The following is a 16,549-nucleotide window of genomic DNA, read 5'->3' as shown; positions in this document are numbered from 1 at the left end:
ACGCTGACCGCCGTCCGCTTCTACAAACCCGCCAACAACCACGTCCGCCAGCGCACGGAGCCGCCATGCCCGAACCGACCTTCCACGAACTCGCGCAACTGCCGCCGCCGGTCCTGCGCCAACTGATCCGCCGCGGCGACTACGCCGGCCATACCAGCGGCCTCGGCCAGCGCCACTTGCAGGCCAACCTGGTGATCCTGCAGAAATCCTGGGCCGACGAGTTCCTTCGCTTCTGTGCCCTGAACCCCCGGGCCTGCCCGCTGCTCGACGTCAGCGAACCCGGCTCGCCGCACTTCGCCCGGCTCGGCGCGGATATCGACGTGCGCAGCGACCTGCCGCGCTACAGGGTGCATCGACGCGGTCAGGAGCCCGTCGAGGTGAGCGACATCGGCGCGTTCTGGGAGGCGGATTTCGTCGCCTTCGCCATCGGCTGCTCGTTCTCCTTCGAACAGGCGTTGCTCGACGCCGGCATCGGCCTGCGCCACCTCGAGCTGGGCCGCAACGTGGCGATGTACCGCACTGCCATCGCCACCCGGCCGAGCGGTCGCCTGGCCGGCCCCACGGTGGTATCGATGCGGCCGTTGAAGGCCGCCGAGGCGATCCGGGCGATCCAGATCACCAGCCGTTTCCCGATGACCCATGGCGCACCGCTGCACCTGGGCGATCCGGCGCTGATCGGCATCCGCGACCTGGCGCGACCCGACTACGGCGACCCGGTGCCGCTCGCGGCGGACGAGATCCCGCTGTTCTGGGCCTGCGGGGTCACGCCCCAGGCGGTACTCGCCGAAGCCCAGCCGGAGCTGTACATCAGCCACGCGCCGGGGCACATGCTGGTCAGCGACCGACTCTACGACGAACTCTGAGAGGCGTCGTCCTTCGCCGGACCGGGGATGATCGCCAGGTGGCGCAGGGCGTCCGGCTCCAGGCTGTAGCTCTTGCCGCTCGGCGCCTCGACGAGCCGGCCGAGGGCGTAGAGGGTGAAGTAGCGCACCGTTTCGGCGCAGCCGAGGATGTCTTCGAGGTAGCGCCGATGCGGATAGGCCTGCAAGGTTTCCGGGGCGACGTAGAGGAATACCGGCTTGCCGTCGATGCGGTCGCGGAACTTGAAGCGGAAGCCTTGCGGCCGGTTCGGCGAGCCGTAGCGCTTGGGCAGCAGGTCGGCGCCGCCGTAGAACACCTTGCCGGCGCTGCCCGGGGTGGCATAGCCGATGTGCTGGAAATAGGCGCGCAGCGCTATCCGGCCGAGGCCGCTGATGTGGATGTCCAACTGCTTGAATTCTTCCGCCGGCAGTTCGGCGCGGGCCTGGCGGAAGGTGTCGACGAGCTGTTCGAAATCGCGGGTGCGCCGCCGCCGTTGCGTTCTCTGCCGAGGCGCGGCGGGAGCGTCGGCGCGCACTGCGGCGGAGGCCGGCGGCTGTTCCTCGGCGTCCGGGTCCGCTGGTGGCGGCGCGGCTTCCTCGGCGATGGCCGGATCGAATTCCTCGACGTAGGCGTCCAGCTTGTCGCGGATGCGCCGCTGGCCGGCCTCCTCGGCGGATTCGCCCGGGCGCAGAGCGTCCTCGTCGTCCTCGACGAACCACTCGCAGTCCGGCAGGTGGGTGGAATGCGGGAACTTGCTGAAGTGCGCGGCCTTGCGGGTGTCCTGCGGCAGCTTGTCGTAGTTGCTCGCCGATACCTTGATCCCCTGTGCCCGGCACGCTTCGCTGGAGCAGAGGAAGTCGAAGCGTTTGCGCGGCTCGGCCTGGGAGAAGTATTCGCGGCGGGCACTGGCGATGGAGATCACCCGATCCAGTTGCACGCAGTAGGCCAGTGCTATCCGTTTGAACGCCATGTTCCCAGTCCTTCCGCCGGTTCGAGCGGGCCATTATGGCGCCTGGCGATGGGTAGGCAAGCCGGCGGCCTCCCGCGCCTGCCGAAGCCGGGCGCACGGCCTCGCTCGAATTCAAGCGCAAGAACCGGAGTTCTTGCGCTTGAACGGCGAATTAGTCTGCGGGCATCATCCGCTCCCACAGGGGAAACGCCATGAGCCAGCAGCCCGATCCTTGCAACGCCTACCACACCGACGAACAGCGCTGGGCCGCCGTGCTGGCGCGCGACGCGGCGGCGGACGGGGCGTTCGTCTATGCGGTGAAGACCACCGGGGTCTATTGCCGTCCGAGTTCCTCGGCGCGTCGGCCCAGGCGCGAGAACGTCGAGTTCTTCGCCACTGCCGAGGCCGCCGAGGCCGCCGGCTATCGGCCCAGCCGGCGCGCCGCCGGCGACCGCAGCCTGGCGGCGGAGCAGCGCGCCGAGCGGGTGGCGCAGGCCTGCCGGATGATCGAGACGGCGGAGACGCCGCCGGCACTGGAGGCGCTGGCCGCCCGACTGGGCATGAGTCCGTTCCACTTCCATCGCCTGTTCAAGGCCGAAACCGGCCTGACGCCCAAGGCCTACGCCTCGGCCTATCGTGCCCGGCGCCTGCGCGAGCGCCTGGGCCAGGCATCCGCCTCGGTGACCGAGGCGATCTACGAGTCCGGTTTCAACTCCAACAGCCGTTTCTACGAGTCCTCGTCGCAACGCCTCGGCATGCGCCCGCGCGATTACCGCGATGGCGGCGCCGGCGCGGCGATCCGCTTCGCCATCGGCCAGTGCTCGCTGGGCGCGATCCTGGTGGCGCAGAGCCAGCGCGGCATCTGCGCGATCCTCCTCGGCGAGGAGCCGGAGCCGTTGCTGCGCGAGTTGCAGGACCAGTTCCCGCGCGCCCAGCTGCTCGGCGGCGACGCCGACTTCGAACGGCTGGTGGCGCAGGTGGTGGGCTTCGTCGAGTCGCCTCAACTGGGGCTGGACCTGCCGCTGGACGTGCGCGGTACGGCGTTCCAGGAACGGGTCTGGCAGGCGCTGCGGGAAATACCGCCGGGCAGCACGGCGAGCTATGCGCAGGTCGCCGAACGGATCGGCGCGCCGCGAGCGGTGCGCGCGGTGGCCCAGGCCTGCGCGGCGAACCGGATCGCAGTGGCGATTCCCTGCCACCGGGTGGTACGTCGCGACGGCGACATTTCCGGCTACCGCTGGGGCGTGGAGCGCAAGCGCGAACTGCTGCGCAGGGAAGAGCGGGATTGAGCCCAAGGCCAGGCGATACGCGGCCCGGAATGCAAAAAGCCCACTCGATGGTGGGCTCTATGCAATGGGGCGCTGGTCCTTCAGCTGGTTCCAGTATCCATGTCAGCGGTGAAAATTTCGTGAAATGAAACGACAACCCTGACCGTTCGTCCTTTCCTCCGTCGTTTCATTCGTCGCTGCACGCACGCGCCTGCTTCAGGTAGTGCAACACCTGGCGCTCGCCGTGGGAGTCCAGGTACACCAGGGTGGCGCGCACCACCTGGCAGGTATCGCTGGGCGCCTCGTCGACGCTCAGCACCCTGGCCACGTCCAGCGGCATGCCGTAGACGTAGTCGGCAGTCGCCGCACCGGCGATGGCCGGCACCAGCAGTAGTGCGACGCAGCAGAGGTAGAGCTTGGCTCGGTTCATGGACGGTATCTCTCCATCCCCCCGCGAAGCGACGGCGCAAGGGCGCCGCCGACGCCATGGGTGGAACCCGCTTCGTCGGTCGCGACGGGTTCGCCACCTCCGTCCAGCAGTATAGAACGGCGGCCTCAGCCGCCGTCGAGGGAAAGGATGTAGCCCAGTTGCGGTGCCGAGCGCCCGGCCAGCAGGTCCTGGTAGACCTCCAGCACCTCGCTGCCGCCGACACCGTGGCGGACCTGGATCCAGCCGCCGACGAAGGCCGAGAACTCGCCCCAGACTTCCGCCAGGCGCGCCTGGAACGCCGCTCCGCCCCAGTCCTTGAGGCGTTTTTCCGCCTGCGCCGGGGCGAAGAACAGCTTCGGCGTCGGACCCGGCAGCGCCTTCGGCAGGCCGCCGCGCTGGTCCCAGTGGGCGGCGCCGACCAGGCAACTGTAGCGCAGGCGGTCGCCCAGGCGCTGGTGCAACTGGCCGAGCAGGGCGCCGTTGCCGGCGAAATCCACGCTCAACGCGTCTCCGCTGGCGTCCAGTGCGTCCAGGCGGTCGTAGGCCAGGACCTCGTCATAGCAGCCCAGGCCTTCGACGAAGGCGCGGTTGCCCGCGGAGGTCAGGCCGACGATGCGGTAGTCCTGGCCGCGTTGCGCACGATTGCGCTGGAGGAGGAAGGCCAGGCCGATGGCGGTCTTGCTCGAGGCACTGCTCAGCAGCAGGTCGGTGGCGCCGAACAAGGCATGCTCGGCGAGGAAGTCGTCGAGCAGGAACGAGGTGGTGAACAGCGGCCGCAGGAGCATCTGCAGGGCCTCGTCGGCGGCCCGGTAGAGCGGGTCGCTGCTGCAGCGCAGGTACTGGTTGTAGACCGACGGGAGGTTCCGGCGGTGCTCGCTGGCGTCGACGAAGCCGCTGCCGCGGACCTGCGCCGGCGCGACCAGCAGGTGGCTGGCCATCGGATAGTAGCCATAGAAGCGCTCGCCCGGTTCGACCCCCGAGCAGCGCGAGGCAAGCACCTCGGCGAAGCCCCAGACCGGGACGATGCCCAGCCCCTCGCCGGCCGGGAAGAACTCCCAGTAGCGCAGGGCATCGCCGAGGGCGGCATAGGTGACGTTGTTGGCGGTCAGGGCGAACTCGCCGACCGCCAGCAGCGCCTGGCCTTCCGCCAGCGCCTCCGGGGCGGGCAGGTTGCGCGTACGCAGGGCGGCGGTGGCGAGCTGGCGACGCTCGACGACGACTTCGGTGATGCGGGTCATGGCAGGTTCCTCCGCCTCAGGCCTTGCTCGCGGCCAGATAGGGCGCCAGGCGCCGGCCCATTTCTTCGCCGAGGGCTTGCAGGCCGCTCATGGGGCGGACCATCACTTCGAAGTCGACGATCCGGCCGTCGTCGTCGAAGCGGATCATGTCGATGCCTTTCAGTTCGCGTTCGCCGACCCGCGCGCTGAACTCCAGCACCACGCTGCGGCCGTCGGCGCTGGCCAACTGGCGGTGATAGGCGAAATCCTCGAAGACCGTGAGCACGGTATTCAGGATCATCGAGACCACCGGCGCGCCGGCATACGGCTTGTGCGCCATCGGCGAGCGGAACACGGCGTCGGGATGCAGCAGGCGCGGCAACCCGGAGAGGTCGCGGCGGGCGATCAGCCCGTGCCATTCGGCGAGGGTGGCGGCGGCGTTGGCTTCGAGCGGCAGGCTGGTCATACGGTGGCTCCTCTGGCGGGTGCTGGACTGTATCCCCGGGGCGGCCGGGGACCGGCAGCGGGGCGCAGCCTCACCATAGGTCGCGGGAAAGGCCTCGCTCAATGATCGAAAGTGACGGAAGACTGATCCTGGCGCGCAACCTGCGACTCAGCCCTGTTCGATCTGCACGATCTGCTCGCGCAGCCATTGCAGGCCGGGCGTCGCTTCCTGCTGGCGATGCCAGATCAGGTTGACCTGCACCGGGGCCATCTCGAAGGGGACGTCCGCCAGTTGCAGACCATGGCTGCCGGCGAAACGCTCGGCCAGGCGGCGCGGCACGGTGCCGAGCAGCTCGGTGCTGGCGACGATGGCCGGGATGGTCAGGTAGTGCGGCACCAGCAATTGCACCCGGCGCTGCACCCTGGCCGAGCCGAGGACGATCTCCAGCGGACTGCCGCGACCCACCCGGGGGAGGATCGAGACGTGCTGCGCGGCCTCGTAGGCGGCGCGGTCGAGGCCGCCGCGGAAGGCCGGATGGCCCTGCCGGCCGATCACCACCAGGCGTTCCTCGCCGATCGGCCGGTAGGCCAGCTCGGGCTCGTCGAAGTACAGGTAGTCGATCGCCAGGTCGAGTTCGCCGCTGGCCAGCTGCGCCGGGATCGAGGCGCCTTCGTCGGGCCGCACCTCCAGCGTCACCTGCGGGGCCAGGGTCTTCAAGCGGGTCACCAGGCCCGGCAGCAGGCGCAACTGGGCATAGTCGTTCATCGTCAGGCGAAAGGTCCGCGCAGTGTGCGGATCGAAGGTTTCCTGGGAGCCAAGGCCGGCCTGCAGCAGATGCAGGGCCTGGCGCACCGGCACGTACAGGGCGAGGGCGGCGGCGGTGGGTTCCAGGCCCTTGGCGGTGCGCCGGAACAGCGGCTGGTCGAGCTGTTCGCGCAGGCGGGCGAGGGCGTTGCTCACCGCCGGCTGGCTGCGATGCAGGCGGATCGCCGCGCGCGACAGGTTGCGTTCGCGCATCAGGGCATCGAAGACCAGCAGCAGGTTGAGGTCGAGCTGCTGCAAGTTCAGCTTCATGAATAATCCTCATTCTATTTATCCATTACCCTGATAAGACTGGCATCGCTACACTCGAATGCAAGCCCTTCCGCCCCGGCGGATCGGCCCGGTTCGCGGCCCAGCCAATAACAATCACACGCGAGATGCCGACCATGTCCTTCGATCCCCAACCCTTTCGCCAGCAGTACCGCGCGGCCATCCGGCCCGGCTACAACCCCTGGCTGCACGCCGGCTTCGTCCTCGCCTACGGCGGCGCCTGGATCGTCTTCTTCCTCTCCCGGCTCGAGCAGCCGAGCCTGCTGGAATGGCTGACGGTGCCGGCCGCGTTGGTGTTCTTCAACTGGGGCGAGTACCGCATCCACAAGTCCCTCGGCCACCACAAGCACCCGCTGGGGCGGATGTTCTACAAGCGCCATACCGGCGACCACCACAGCTTCTTCGTCGCCGGCCAGATGCGCTACGAACAGGCACGCGACTGGCGGGTGATCCTGTTCCCGGCCTGGCTGGTGGTGGTCTTCAGCCTCGGCGCGCTGCTCGCCTGGAGCCTGCTCGGCCTGCTGAACGACAACCTCGCCGCGCTGTTCGCCGCGACCCTGCTGCTGGGCTACCTCAGCTACGAGATCTTCCACGCCTGCGAACACCTGCCGCCGGAGCATCCGCTCAGCCGTCTGCCGTGGATCCGCCACATGCGCCGCCTGCACGAACTGCATCACCGTCGCGAGCTGATGCAGACGCACAACTTCAACCTGGTCTTCCCGTTGATGGACTGGTGCTACGGTACCCTCCACTGGGAAGCGGAAACCGCCGAGGAGCACGCCATGACCCGCATGCAGCACCGAATCGAGATCGCCCGCGGGCCCGAGGCGACCCTCGCCTACGCCGCCAGCCCGGGGCTCTGGCCGGAATGGCATCCCTCGTCGTTGCGGGTCGACGGCGCCGCTGGCCCGCTGCCGGCCGGCGCGCGCTTCGAGGAGGACATCCACGCCGGCGGCCGCGCCGGGCACCTGTCCTGGACGGTGGTCGAGTACCAGCCGGGACACCTGTGGCGCGCCAACGCCCGTGGCGACCGGGGGCTGCACCTGCGCCTGAGCTACGAATGCCAGCCGAGCGCGGCCGGCACCCGCTTCGTGCGCACCCTGGAATACCGCTTCGACGGCTGGTCGATGCGCCTGGCCAACCTGTTCCTGCTGCGCCGTCGCATCGAACGCGAGTCGGAGGAGTCCATGCACCGCCTGCGTCGGGTCGCCGAGGCGCGGATAGCGGCGGCGGAAAGCGTATGATCGGGGTCCGCGGGGGCGGATCGCAGAAGGACACCGATGAACAAGTTTGCCGAAATGACCACCTTCGTCAGCGTGGTCGACGCCCGTAGCTTCTCCGAAGCCGCCCGCCGCCTGGGCACCACCAAGTCGCAAGTCAGCCAGCGGATCCAGCAACTGGAGAGGCGCCTGGGCCGGGTGCTGCTGAACCGCACCCGGCCGCTGAGCCTCACCGACCCCGGTCGCACCTACTACGAACACGCCTGCCGCCTGCTACAGGAGCTGGAGCAGGCGGAAGCCTCGGTGCTCGACGCCGACGACGACCTGCGCGGCCAGTTGCGCCTCTCCGCGCCGCTGGCCTTCACTCCGCGCTACCTGGCGCCGCTGCTGGCGCGCTTCGCCGAGCGCCATCCGCAATTGCGGGTGGACGTGCAGGCCGACGATCGTTTCGTCAACCTCCAGGAACCGCGCTTCGACATGGCCCTGCGCATGGGCCGGCTGGACGACTCCTGCCTGGTGGCGCGGCCGATCACCGCCAACCGCCACCTGCTCTGCGCCAGTCCCGACTACCTGGCGCGGCATGGCGTGCCGCAGCATCCCGAGGAATTACAGGCGCACGACGGGCTGGTCTACTACAACCGCGAGCCCGGCGGCATGCTCTGTCTGCCGGTGGACGGCGAACCGGCCTCGTTCCGCATCCGGGTGAGGATGCGCACCGACTCCGGGCACCAGTTGCTCGAAGGTGCGCGCGCCGGGCTCGGCCTGGCGATCCTGCCGAGCTTCCTGGCCGCCGATGCCTTGCTGGCCGGCGAGCTGCTGCCGGTCCTGCCTGGCTACTCGCCGGACGGCGGGCAGGTTTCCGTGGTCTACCGCAAGACCCAACGGACGCCCCGGAAGATCCTCGTCCTCGGCCAGTTCCTCGAAGAGGAAATCGGCGATCCGGCGCCCTGGGACCGCGCGCTCATCGAGCGTGGCCTGTTGCCGCCGGGCTGAGTTCGGAAAAACCGAACCAGCGGTTCGCCTTCCGCTGTCTGTCGCCGAGGGCGCGCCGGGCATAGCGTTGCTCCCGTCAATCGATCTGGATACGGGAGAACCCCATGCACCAACCCGAAAACCCGGCGCGCCGCACCTTGCTGGCGCAGACCGTCGCCGGCTCCGCCGCGCTCGCCCTGGGCTCGCTGCTCGGCGGCGCGCCCGGCGTGGCCAGCGCCACGGCGGAAACGCCCCGCAAGGCCTTCGATGGCGGCAGGATCGATGTGCTGATCGTCGGCGGCGGCTCCGCCGGCGCGGTCCTCGCCCGGCGCCTGAGCGAGCGCGGCGACCGCCGGGTACTGTTGCTGGAAGCCGGCCAGGCCTATCCGGCCTGGGACTACCCCAGGATCATCGCCAGCAGCGACAGCGTCGGCGGCGACCCCGCCAGCGACTGGGGCTACCAGTCCCAACCGGGGGCGATCGGGCATCCGATCCATGCGATCCGCGGCAAGGTCCTCGGCGGCAGCTCGGCGATCAACGGCGCGGTGGCGATCCGCGCGCGGCGCGAAGACTTCGCCCGCTGGAACCTGCCGGGCTGGTCCTACGACGACCTGCTGCCGGCGTTCCGCCGCCTGGAGACCCGCCAGGGCGGCGACCCGGCCCTGCACGGCGGGGACGGACCGCTGCCGGTGCGGCAACTGAGCCGCGCCGATCTCTCGCCGATGCAGAGGGCCTTCGTCGACGCCACCCTGGCCAACGGTTTCAAGGCCATCGCCGATTTCGACGGCGCCGACGCCAACGGCGTCGGGCCGTACCCGATGAATGTCGTCAACGGTGTGCGCGTCAACACCGGCATGGCCTATCTCGACAACGCCGTGCGCGGCCGCGCCAACCTGTCGATCCGCGGCGACGCGCTGGTCGACCGGGTGCTCTTCGAAGGTAAGCGCGCGGTGGGCGTGCGCCTGGCCTCCGGCGAGGAAATCCACGCCGGCGAAGTGATCCTCAGCGCCGGCGCCTACGGCAGCCCGGCGATCCTGCTGCGCTCCGGTGTCGGCCCGGCCGACGAGCTGAAGGCGCTGTCGATCCCGTTGCTTGCCGACTTGCCGGTGGGCCGCCGGCTCAAGGACCATCCGTTCTACTACAACGCCTATGCCGCCCGGCCGGAGCGCATCGGCGCGCAGTCTCCGGTGATCGGCGCCAAGCTCTGGACCCATAGCTCGCGGGCGCAGAACGGCGAGCTGGACCTGCACATCACCGCCACCCACCTGTTCCCCGCCGAAATGAGCCCGACCGGGGTCGGTTTCGTCCTCGCCGTGGCCCTGACCCGGCCGCAATCGCTGGGCAGCGTGCGTCTGGCCAGCCGCGACCCGGCCGTCGCGCCGCTGATCGACCTGAACTTCCTCGCCGAGGCCGAAGACCGCGCGCGGTTGCTGGAAGGGGTCAAGCTGGCGCGCCGGATAGGCCGCAGCGAACCGCTCGCCGGGCTGATCCACGCCGAACTCGGACCAGGGCCCGAGGCACGCAGCGATGCGCAGATCGAAGCGGCGATCCGCGCCACCCTCGATACCTACCACCACCCGACCTCCAGCGCGCCGATGGGCCGTGCCGGCGAGCGCTGGGCGGTGGTCGACCTGGAGGGCAGGGTGCATGGCCTGCAAGGATTGCGGGTGATCGACGCCTCGATCTTCCCCGATGCCATTTCGGTGGCCACCAACATCACCACCATCGCCGTTGCCGAGCACCTCGCGCAGCGCATCGCCTGACCGACCCAGGAGAACTTGCAGATGAACGGACACGCCAGACACTGGATCGACGGCGCATGGCTCGATTCCGCGCAGCGGGGACAATCCTTCGACCCGGCCAGCGGCCAGCCGATCGGCACCTACGCCGACGGCGGGCGGGCCGAGGCCGATGCGGCGATCGCCGCCGCTGTGCGCGCCTTCGAAGATGGTCCCTGGAAGGACGACCACGCGCTGCGCGCGACAGCCCTGGAGGAAATCGCCGCGGCCTTCGAGCGGCATGCCGATGCGCTCATCGACCTGCTTGCCCTGGAGAACGGCAAGATCAAGCCCGAGGCTGCCTTCGAGGTCGGCATGGTGCCGGGCAAGCTGCGCTACTACGCCGGCCTGGCGCGCAGCGAACGGGGCGCCAGCGGCACGCCGCGCCCCGATGTGGTGTCGCTGGTGCTGCGCGAGCCGATGGGCGTCGCCGGCATCATCGTGCCGTGGAATTCACCGGTGGTGCTGATGATCCGCTCCCTGGCGCCGGCGCTGGCCGCCGGTACCACCACGGTGGTGAAGATGCCGGGGCAGACCGCGCAGACCAACGCCCTGGTCGCGCGGATCATCGCCGAAGCGCCGTCGCTGCCTGCCGGGGCGGTGAACATCTTCAGCGAATCGGGTTCCGAAGGCGCCCGGCGATTGATCGACGCGGCCGAGGTGCCGGTGATCAGCTTCACCGGCTCGAGCGCCACCGGCCGAGCGATTTCCGCCGCCGGCGCGCGGCACCTGAAGCGCTTCGGCCTGGAACTGGGCGGCAAGACACCGCACCTGGTGTTCGACGACGCCGACCTGGACGCCGCCTTGCCCGTGCTGGAGAAGTCGCTGACGGTGTTCGCCGGGCAGTTCTGCATGACCGGTTCGCGCCTGCTGGTGCAGCGCGGCGTTGCCGAACGGCTACGCGAACGCCTGGCGCAGCGCCTGGAAAACCTGCGCGTGGGGCCGGCGGCGGACCCGCGCAGCGACATGGGGCCGCTGATCGACAAGGCCAACGTCGAGCGCGTCGAGCGAGCCGTACGCCAGGCCATCGCCGCCGGCGCGCGGGTGGTGGTCCGCGGCGGCCCGGTAACCGAGGGCGAGCTGGCGGCCGGCGCCTTCTACCGTCCGACCCTGCTGGAGGTCGATGATCCGGACCTGGACATCGTGCAACAGGAAACCTTCGGACCGGTGCTGACCCTGCAGGTATTCGACCGCGAGGAGGAGGGCGTCGCCCTGGCCAACCGCAGCGAGTACGGGCTGGCGGCCGGGGTCTGGACCCGCGAGGTCGCGCGTGCCTTCCGGGTGGCGCGGAAGATCCGCGCCGGCACCGTGTGGATCAACGACTGGGCCAAGGTCTACGACGAATTCGAGGAGGGCGGCTACCGCCAGTCCGGCCTCGGCCGGCTGAACGGGGTCGCCGCCCTGGACGACTTCGTCGAGTACAAGCACATCAGCCTGACCACGGCCTGACACGGGCGGCGACGGTCCTGCTCGTCGCCATTTCCAGGATTTTCCCCGAAGGTCTTCACGATAGCAGGCCGGGTGGCAGCAGCAGGCTGGGTGACGGCTCGCCGAGCGCGCAACGCAACAGGAAGTAGCCGGTCCCGGCGAGCCCTAGCATCAACCCCTGGGCATGTCCGTCGGCGACTCCCAGGCCGCTCCGCCAGCGCTCCGCCTGTTGCGCTACGCCGCGCCTGGCGACGTCCCTGGCGAGCCGTTCCCAGTGCGGCTGCGCCAGATAGTGAGCGGCATCCAGCAGCATGTCGGCGTTGCCTGCCGGACCGTGGCACAGGTTGTAGCTATCGCCGGATCGGCCGTGGCCGGCCTGCAGGTCCTCGGCGACCGTGGCGAAAGTGGCCAGGGCCTGCTCCCGCATCGCGCGGTCGCCGCCGAGACGCCAGAGCGCCAGGCGCGCCAAGGCGATGCCCGGAGCGCCATGGCACCAGGCCATGCCGCAGTTCTGCGGGCGGTCATCGAAGCTGCTGGCGTCCTCGGCGAACAGGTAGGGCCAGTTGCGCTGGCGTGGCAGGTACCAGAAACCTTCGTAATCCAGCGCGCCCCGCAACGCCTCCCGCCAGTCCGGCGTCGGCGCCTCACGTTGCAGCGCGGCGAAGGCGAGGGCGATGCCGGAGTTGCCGTGCGACAGTCCGCACAGGCCCAGGGGCTGGTCGTCCGCCGGCCAATGCCAGCCGTGGGGCGTCTTGCTGGCCAGGGCGATCAGTCGCCGGCCGTACCGGCAGGCGCGTTGCCGGGCGTGCTCCGCCAGCGCCGGCGCCTGGCGCGCCAGCTCCAGCAGGCCGAGCACGGCGCCGGCGAGGCCGTGCATCAGGTCGCTGTCGGCGGTGTCCTCCGGCAGTCGCTCCAGCAACTGCCCGGCGGCGTCCAGACAGGCCGCGAGCAAGGGCGCCTCGTCCAGCTCACGGGCAATGCCCAGGCCTTGGGCGACGATGCCGAGCCGACCTTCGTAGAAACCGAGGGAAACCGCTGCCGGTTGTCGCAGTGCATGCCAGAGCGCGCCGACGGCGGTTTCGCGGTGCAGGTGGTCGCCGCTGCAGCCGGCCAGGCGGGCAAGATAGGCCGCCACACCGAGGGTTCCGTCATACAGGTTGCCGTTCATGCTGCGGGTGAACGCGTCCAGGCGACCGTTTTCGTCGTCGGCGTCGTCGCCGATCCAGGTACAGGCCGGGCCGTACCACAGCGCCTCGGCGCACAACTGGTTGCCGATCGCCAGGGTTTCCCGCCACAGCCGCGTATCCGCCAGAGCGGGGGTGATCGCCGCCACGCGCTGCTGTGGCGGCGCGAAGCGCAGCTGGCGCAAGCCGAAGCGATCGTCCTCGTCTTCCTCGAGATGGGGCGCGTGCCAGTCGATTCCCGCCGCGACGAAACGCTCGCGGATCGCCGTGAGAGGGGTGCCGCTTGCAGCCAGGGCGGCGTCGAGCATCCCGCGAGCCAGGGCGCGGCAGCGGCTCTCGCCGAAGCTGAGACCGTCGTCCGGGTCCTGGGCGAAACCGAGTCCGGGCATCAACGCCTGGGTCCATAGGGCCTGGACCGGCCGCAACAGCTCGGCCAGCCGCGAGCGGAGGCTGGCCAGGGTGGCGTGCAGTTGCCGTGCGTGGCGCGCGCAACCGTAGAGCACCACGGCGTCCAGGCGCAGCAGGGCCGCCGGTTGGAGCGGATATTTCAGGCTGAATGGCAGCTGCGCGCGGTCCAGCGCCTGTCGTATAAGCACGACCAGGTCGCCCAGGCGTTCGGGCCGCACGGCGAAGTAGTAGCGCAGCATGGCATCGTCGCTGCAAGCGTCGGACTCGGCCGCCCCGAACAGATAGAGAAACGCCGGGTCCAGGCGTTCGCTCCAGCGTGACCGCTGGCGGGACACCAGGTCATGCCGGCGGGCCCGCGCGGGAGCGCCCTCGAATAGATACTCGCCCGGCTCGAGCCGGCGTGTCAGGGGGCCTCGGGTGGCCACCAGCGCGCCGTCGGCCAGTTGCTCCAGCACCTGCCAGGGGCCGGAAACCAATGGCGTGCCGGGGGCCGGCCGCCAGAGTGGAGGAGAGGCGTCGGGCGTCTCTTCGAGACCCGCGTAGTAGCGCTGGTAGAGATGCTGCTGGAGCTGCGCCACGCGCGGGTCGTCGTGGGTCGCCGGCGAGTCCGCGGCCTGGGCCCGGAGATGCGGGGCGAAGATCCTGCCATCGACGTGCAGGTGGCCGTGCGCGTCGCACCTGAGGTCGTTCAGCAGCGGGGCGAGTCGCTCCCACCAGGGATGTTCGGGGGCGGTACGTGCGTTCATGGGGTCTCCAGCAGGTAGGTGGCGGCCTCCGCGGGCCGTTGCAGCAGATTGCTGGCCAGTTGCAGGAGCAGCAGGTGGACACTCGAAAGATGTTCCTCGTCGGCGCAGTCTTCATAGAGCGTCTGCATCAGGCGCGCCCCGCACAAGGCGGCGAAACGCACCGAAGAGCTGTCGGAGTGGCCGCTCAGGTAGGCGTTCCATAGCGCGGCCAGGGCCGGCCGATAGACAGCGAACGCCTCCGCGCCGCGGGCGGTGAGCGCCTGCTGGTCGTCGCCGGGCAGTACCTCCAGGGCGTCCAGCCAGGCCTTCAGCCAGGACTGCGCCAGACCGGCGAGATCCCACAGGGGGTCGCCCAGGGCGGCCATTTCCCAGTCGATGAAGACGCACGGCGGTCCTTCCGTCTCGGTAGCGCGCAAAAGGCAGTTCTGCCACTTCATGTCGCCATGGATCAGTTGGCCGGTCGGCCAGGCGCCAGCGAGCGCGGTCAGCTCGGGCAGGATGTCGCCCTGTTCGCCGATCAGCGCGACCAGGCGCGCCTGCGCCCAGCTCTGATCTTCCCCGGCGAGCGGATGTAGGCGGCGGAAACTCAGGACCCAGGGTGGCTCTGCCGAGAACGGCCGTCCATTGCCATCCATGCGACCCAGGGTGGCCAACCGTCCATGCAGCTTCGCCAGCGCGCCGCCGAGCAGCGCGGCGGTGTCGACGCAAGGCAGGCCATCGCGCAGCGCGCGTTCGGCGCAGGAAGCCGGGTGGATTTGCCAGTCGAGCACCAGTGCCTGCCGCTGCGGATCGAACAGGCGCAAGGCGGGAGTACCTGGAATCCCGTCCAGGAGGTCCAGCACACGAGCTTCGTTGACCACGCTGGAGCACGCTTCCCACGGGCCGGCGTCGGGCTGGTGCTGCTTGACGTAGTAGCCCTGGCCATTCCGCCAGGTCACACTGAAGCCGCGATTGCGCTGGCTACGGTTACGTACGGAAATACAGTGTTCGACCAGGTCCTCGATGGACAGCAGTCGATGATTGAGCAGGAACAGCAGGGTGTTGTGACGGGTCAGTATCACGTCGCGACTCCACAGGGACTCCGGAGGAAGGCGCCGCGCGGGTATCGATTACCCCGCGCGGCGTCCGCTTGCGCTCGTGGCGAGCGCTACTCGTCATCGACCTCCGATTCGATCGAGCAACGGGGCTTGCGGGTCGGCTTGCAGCACGGATTGCGCGTCGGCTTGCAGGTTTTCGCCTGGGTGCCGGTCGCCGTCAGCGGACCGTCGGTCCCCAACCTGCAGCACGGGTTGCGGGTCGGCTTGCAAGTCTTGGCCTGGGTGCCAGGAAGCTCGCCCGGACCTTCGTCGGCGCCCTTGCAGCAAGGGTTGCGGGTTGGCTTGCAGGTCTTGGTCTGGGTGCCGCGGACCTGATCGGTCTGGTCGTCGTCCGTGCAGCATGGGTTGCGGGTCGGCTTGCAAGTCTTGGCCTGGGTGCTAGGAAGCTCGCCCGGACCTTCGTCGGCGCCCTTGCAGCAAGGGTTGCGCGTCGGCTTGCAGGTTTTGGTCTGGGTGCCGCGGACCTGGTCGACCTCGTCGTCACCCGTGCAGCACGGATTACGGGTTGGCTTGCAGGTCTTGGCCTGGGTCGCCAGCACCGCCTCGGTGTCGCCGACCAGTTCTTCGCTGGCCCGGCAGCATGGGTTGCGGGTTGGCTTGCAGGTCTTGGTCTGGGTGCCGGGAACCTGCGGCTGGCTCTTGCACTGTGGCGGCTTGGTCGGTTTGCAACAGGGATTGCGGGTCGGTTTGCAGGTCTTGGCCTTGGTGCTGGGCTGATCGCCACCGCCTTTGCCACCGCTGCCCTTGCCACCGCCCCCCTTGCCGCCGTCCTTGTCGCCACCGGCCGCGGCCTGGAGAGTCATGTCGAGATTGTTCCCGAGGAGCTGCCCCGAGAGGAGGCCGGCGACCCCGAGGGTGGCGCTGGCCGATTGGGATGATTGCTGTGTCATGCCATAGTCCTTTCGCATTGAGGGGTGCTATGCCTGCAGGGGCGATACGGCGATGGTCTGGCCCCAGCGATTGCGCGAGGGCTCGCCGGCCAATTGTCCCGGACAGGTTTCCGACGTCATCGCCACCTTGCGTGACAAGGGGCAACCGCACAGACCGCAGACGCCCAGGTCCGAACGGCTGGCGTGCAACGGATGGCCGGCCGCGGCGCGGCGGTCGGGGCAGGCCAGGCAGGCATCGGTTCGTTGCTGGCGCTCCACCGGGTCGGTAGTGGAGAACCCGGTCTTCGACCAGGCGAGCAGCGCCCGGCTGCCTCGCTGCAACAGCTCCAGCGTGCCGAACTCGGCCTTGCGGACCGCCCGTTGCGGCGGAGAGGCCAGCAGCATCTTCAGCATTTGCGGCGTTCGCCGGCTGCTCAGCAGGCTGCGCGCATAACTTTCGCTGGCCAGCGCTGCGTTCAGGACATCCACCGACACCGGGCTGTCGAGGCCGAGCAACTCGCCGAACTCGCTACAGAGTCGCTCCTGTGTGGCTTCGCTTTCCATGGGTTGAGCGTTCATCGACTG

General features: G+C 69.5%; 15 protein-coding genes. 6 read left to right on the top strand and 9 right to left on the bottom strand.

Annotated features, from left to right (window positions below):
* The first annotated feature begins 65 nt into the window (after positions 1–65).
* The gene (locus AC4OR5_RS10360; RefSeq protein ID WP_023094073.1) at positions 66–863 is read left to right on the top strand and encodes a putative hydro-lyase; all 798 of its coding nucleotides are present in this window, start codon (positions 66–68) and stop codon (positions 861–863) included.
* On the opposite strand, the gene AC4OR5_RS10355 is transcribed toward AC4OR5_RS10360, so the two are convergent.
* A complete protein-coding gene (locus tag AC4OR5_RS10355; protein WP_021264726.1) occupies positions 848–1,831 on the bottom strand; it encodes a hypothetical protein in 984 nt (327 codons plus the stop codon). The genes AC4OR5_RS10360 and AC4OR5_RS10355 overlap by 16 nt on opposite strands.
* A gap of 191 nt (positions 1,832–2,022) precedes the next feature.
* Between AC4OR5_RS10355 and ada the strand changes: the two genes are divergently transcribed.
* The gene (gene ada / locus AC4OR5_RS10350) at positions 2,023–3,099 is read left to right on the top strand and encodes a bifunctional DNA-binding transcriptional regulator/O6-methylguanine-DNA methyltransferase Ada (RefSeq protein ID WP_003139588.1); all 1,077 of its coding nucleotides are present in this window, start codon (positions 2,023–2,025) and stop codon (positions 3,097–3,099) included.
* Positions 3,100–3,265: 166 nt separating this feature from the next.
* Here ada and AC4OR5_RS10345 read toward each other — a convergent pair whose 3' ends face one another.
* The 4 genes from AC4OR5_RS10345 to bsrA form a co-directional block, all read right to left on the bottom strand.
* The gene (locus AC4OR5_RS10345) at positions 3,266–3,508 is read right to left on the bottom strand and encodes a DUF2790 domain-containing protein (protein ID WP_003088835.1); all 243 of its coding nucleotides are present in this window, start codon (positions 3,506–3,508) and stop codon (positions 3,266–3,268) included.
* A 125-nt stretch (positions 3,509–3,633) separates the two neighbouring features.
* A complete protein-coding gene (locus AC4OR5_RS10340) occupies positions 3,634–4,746 on the bottom strand; it encodes a DUF2855 family protein (protein ID WP_058160417.1) in 1,113 nt (370 codons plus the stop codon).
* 16 nt (positions 4,747–4,762) lie between these two features.
* On the bottom strand, positions 4,763–5,191 hold the full coding sequence (locus tag AC4OR5_RS10335) for a nuclear transport factor 2 family protein (RefSeq protein WP_003088837.1): 429 nt from the start codon (positions 5,189–5,191) through the stop codon (positions 4,763–4,765).
* A gap of 147 nt (positions 5,192–5,338) precedes the next feature.
* On the bottom strand, positions 5,339–6,244 hold the full coding sequence (bsrA, locus tag AC4OR5_RS10330) for a LysR family transcriptional regulator BsrA (RefSeq protein ID WP_058160418.1): 906 nt from the start codon (positions 6,242–6,244) through the stop codon (positions 5,339–5,341).
* A 125-nt stretch (positions 6,245–6,369) separates the two neighbouring features.
* Here bsrA and AC4OR5_RS10325 point away from each other — a divergent pair, with 125 nt between their 5' ends.
* The 4 genes from AC4OR5_RS10325 to AC4OR5_RS10310 all read left to right on the top strand — a co-directional run bounded on the left by AC4OR5_RS10325 (position 6,370) and on the right by AC4OR5_RS10310 (position 11,681).
* Positions 6,370–7,506, top strand: a complete 1,137-nt coding sequence (locus tag AC4OR5_RS10325) for an SRPBCC family protein (RefSeq protein WP_010895600.1) — start codon at positions 6,370–6,372, stop codon at positions 7,504–7,506.
* 36 nt (positions 7,507–7,542) lie between these two features.
* On the top strand, positions 7,543–8,475 hold the full coding sequence (locus AC4OR5_RS10320; RefSeq protein WP_003088848.1) for a LysR family transcriptional regulator: 933 nt from the start codon (positions 7,543–7,545) through the stop codon (positions 8,473–8,475).
* Between the two features lie 104 nt (positions 8,476–8,579).
* Complete coding sequence (locus AC4OR5_RS10315; protein ID WP_003132203.1) at positions 8,580–10,217, top strand: GMC family oxidoreductase; 1,638 nt, start codon at positions 8,580–8,582, stop codon at positions 10,215–10,217.
* Between the two features lie 21 nt (positions 10,218–10,238).
* Positions 10,239–11,681 carry an aldehyde dehydrogenase family protein gene (locus AC4OR5_RS10310; protein WP_033960645.1) on the top strand — a complete coding sequence of 481 codons (1,443 nt, stop codon included), beginning with the start codon at positions 10,239–10,241 and terminating at the stop codon, positions 11,679–11,681.
* A 55-nt stretch (positions 11,682–11,736) separates the two neighbouring features.
* On the opposite strand, the gene AC4OR5_RS10305 is transcribed toward AC4OR5_RS10310, so the two are convergent.
* The 4 genes from AC4OR5_RS10305 to AC4OR5_RS10290 all read right to left on the bottom strand — a co-directional run bounded on the left by AC4OR5_RS10305 (position 11,737) and on the right by AC4OR5_RS10290 (position 16,543).
* The gene (locus AC4OR5_RS10305; protein WP_003142485.1) at positions 11,737–13,998 is read right to left on the bottom strand and encodes a lanthionine synthetase LanC family protein; all 2,262 of its coding nucleotides are present in this window, start codon (positions 13,996–13,998) and stop codon (positions 11,737–11,739) included.
* Positions 13,995–15,059, bottom strand: coding sequence for a phosphotransferase family protein (locus tag AC4OR5_RS10300; RefSeq protein ID WP_003142483.1), 1,065 nt, complete (start codon positions 15,057–15,059; stop codon positions 13,995–13,997). The genes AC4OR5_RS10305 and AC4OR5_RS10300 overlap by 4 nt, the downstream gene beginning before the upstream one ends.
* Positions 15,060–15,145: 86 nt before the next feature.
* The gene (locus AC4OR5_RS10295) at positions 15,146–15,985 is read right to left on the bottom strand and encodes a hypothetical protein (RefSeq protein ID WP_023131812.1); all 840 of its coding nucleotides are present in this window, start codon (positions 15,983–15,985) and stop codon (positions 15,146–15,148) included.
* 27 nt (positions 15,986–16,012) lie between these two features.
* Positions 16,013–16,543: a hypothetical protein gene (locus tag AC4OR5_RS10290; protein ID WP_023131811.1), complete on the bottom strand. Its 531-nt coding sequence runs from the start codon at positions 16,541–16,543 to the stop codon at positions 16,013–16,015.
* Positions 16,544–16,549 lie beyond the last annotated feature (6 nt).

This window comes from Pseudomonas sp. YA1 (genome assembly GCF_058680555.1).
This window is presented reverse-complemented; position numbering and strand designations above follow the sequence as displayed.

What these genes read in the sequence shown, in the direction of transcription:
- AC4OR5_RS10360 (WP_023094073.1), top strand. Translation starts at nt 66, where the DNA reads ATGCCCGAACCGACCTTCCACGAACTCGCGCAACTGCCGCCGCCGGTC.
- AC4OR5_RS10355 (WP_021264726.1), bottom strand. Translation starts at nt 1,831, where the DNA reads ATGGCGTTCAAACGGATAGCACTGGCCTACTGCGTGCAACTGGATCGG.
- ada (WP_003139588.1), top strand. Translation starts at nt 2,023, where the DNA reads ATGAGCCAGCAGCCCGATCCTTGCAACGCCTACCACACCGACGAACAG.
- AC4OR5_RS10345 (WP_003088835.1), bottom strand. Translation starts at nt 3,508, where the DNA reads ATGAACCGAGCCAAGCTCTACCTCTGCTGCGTCGCACTACTGCTGGTG.
- AC4OR5_RS10340 (WP_058160417.1), bottom strand. Translation starts at nt 4,746, where the DNA reads ATGACCCGCATCACCGAAGTCGTCGTCGAGCGTCGCCAGCTCGCCACC.
- AC4OR5_RS10335 (WP_003088837.1), bottom strand. Translation starts at nt 5,191, where the DNA reads ATGACCAGCCTGCCGCTCGAAGCCAACGCCGCCGCCACCCTCGCCGAA.
- bsrA (WP_058160418.1), bottom strand. Translation starts at nt 6,244, where the DNA reads ATGAAGCTGAACTTGCAGCAGCTCGACCTCAACCTGCTGCTGGTCTTC.
- AC4OR5_RS10325 (WP_010895600.1), top strand. Translation starts at nt 6,370, where the DNA reads ATGCCGACCATGTCCTTCGATCCCCAACCCTTTCGCCAGCAGTACCGC.
- AC4OR5_RS10320 (WP_003088848.1), top strand. Translation starts at nt 7,543, where the DNA reads ATGAACAAGTTTGCCGAAATGACCACCTTCGTCAGCGTGGTCGACGCC.
- AC4OR5_RS10315 (WP_003132203.1), top strand. Translation starts at nt 8,580, where the DNA reads ATGCACCAACCCGAAAACCCGGCGCGCCGCACCTTGCTGGCGCAGACC.
- AC4OR5_RS10310 (WP_033960645.1), top strand. Translation starts at nt 10,239, where the DNA reads ATGAACGGACACGCCAGACACTGGATCGACGGCGCATGGCTCGATTCC.
- AC4OR5_RS10305 (WP_003142485.1), bottom strand. Translation starts at nt 13,998, where the DNA reads ATGAACGCACGTACCGCCCCCGAACATCCCTGGTGGGAGCGACTCGCC.
- AC4OR5_RS10295 (WP_023131812.1), bottom strand. Translation starts at nt 15,985, where the DNA reads ATGACACAGCAATCATCCCAATCGGCCAGCGCCACCCTCGGGGTCGCC.
- AC4OR5_RS10290 (WP_023131811.1), bottom strand. Translation starts at nt 16,543, where the DNA reads ATGAACGCTCAACCCATGGAAAGCGAAGCCACACAGGAGCGACTCTGT.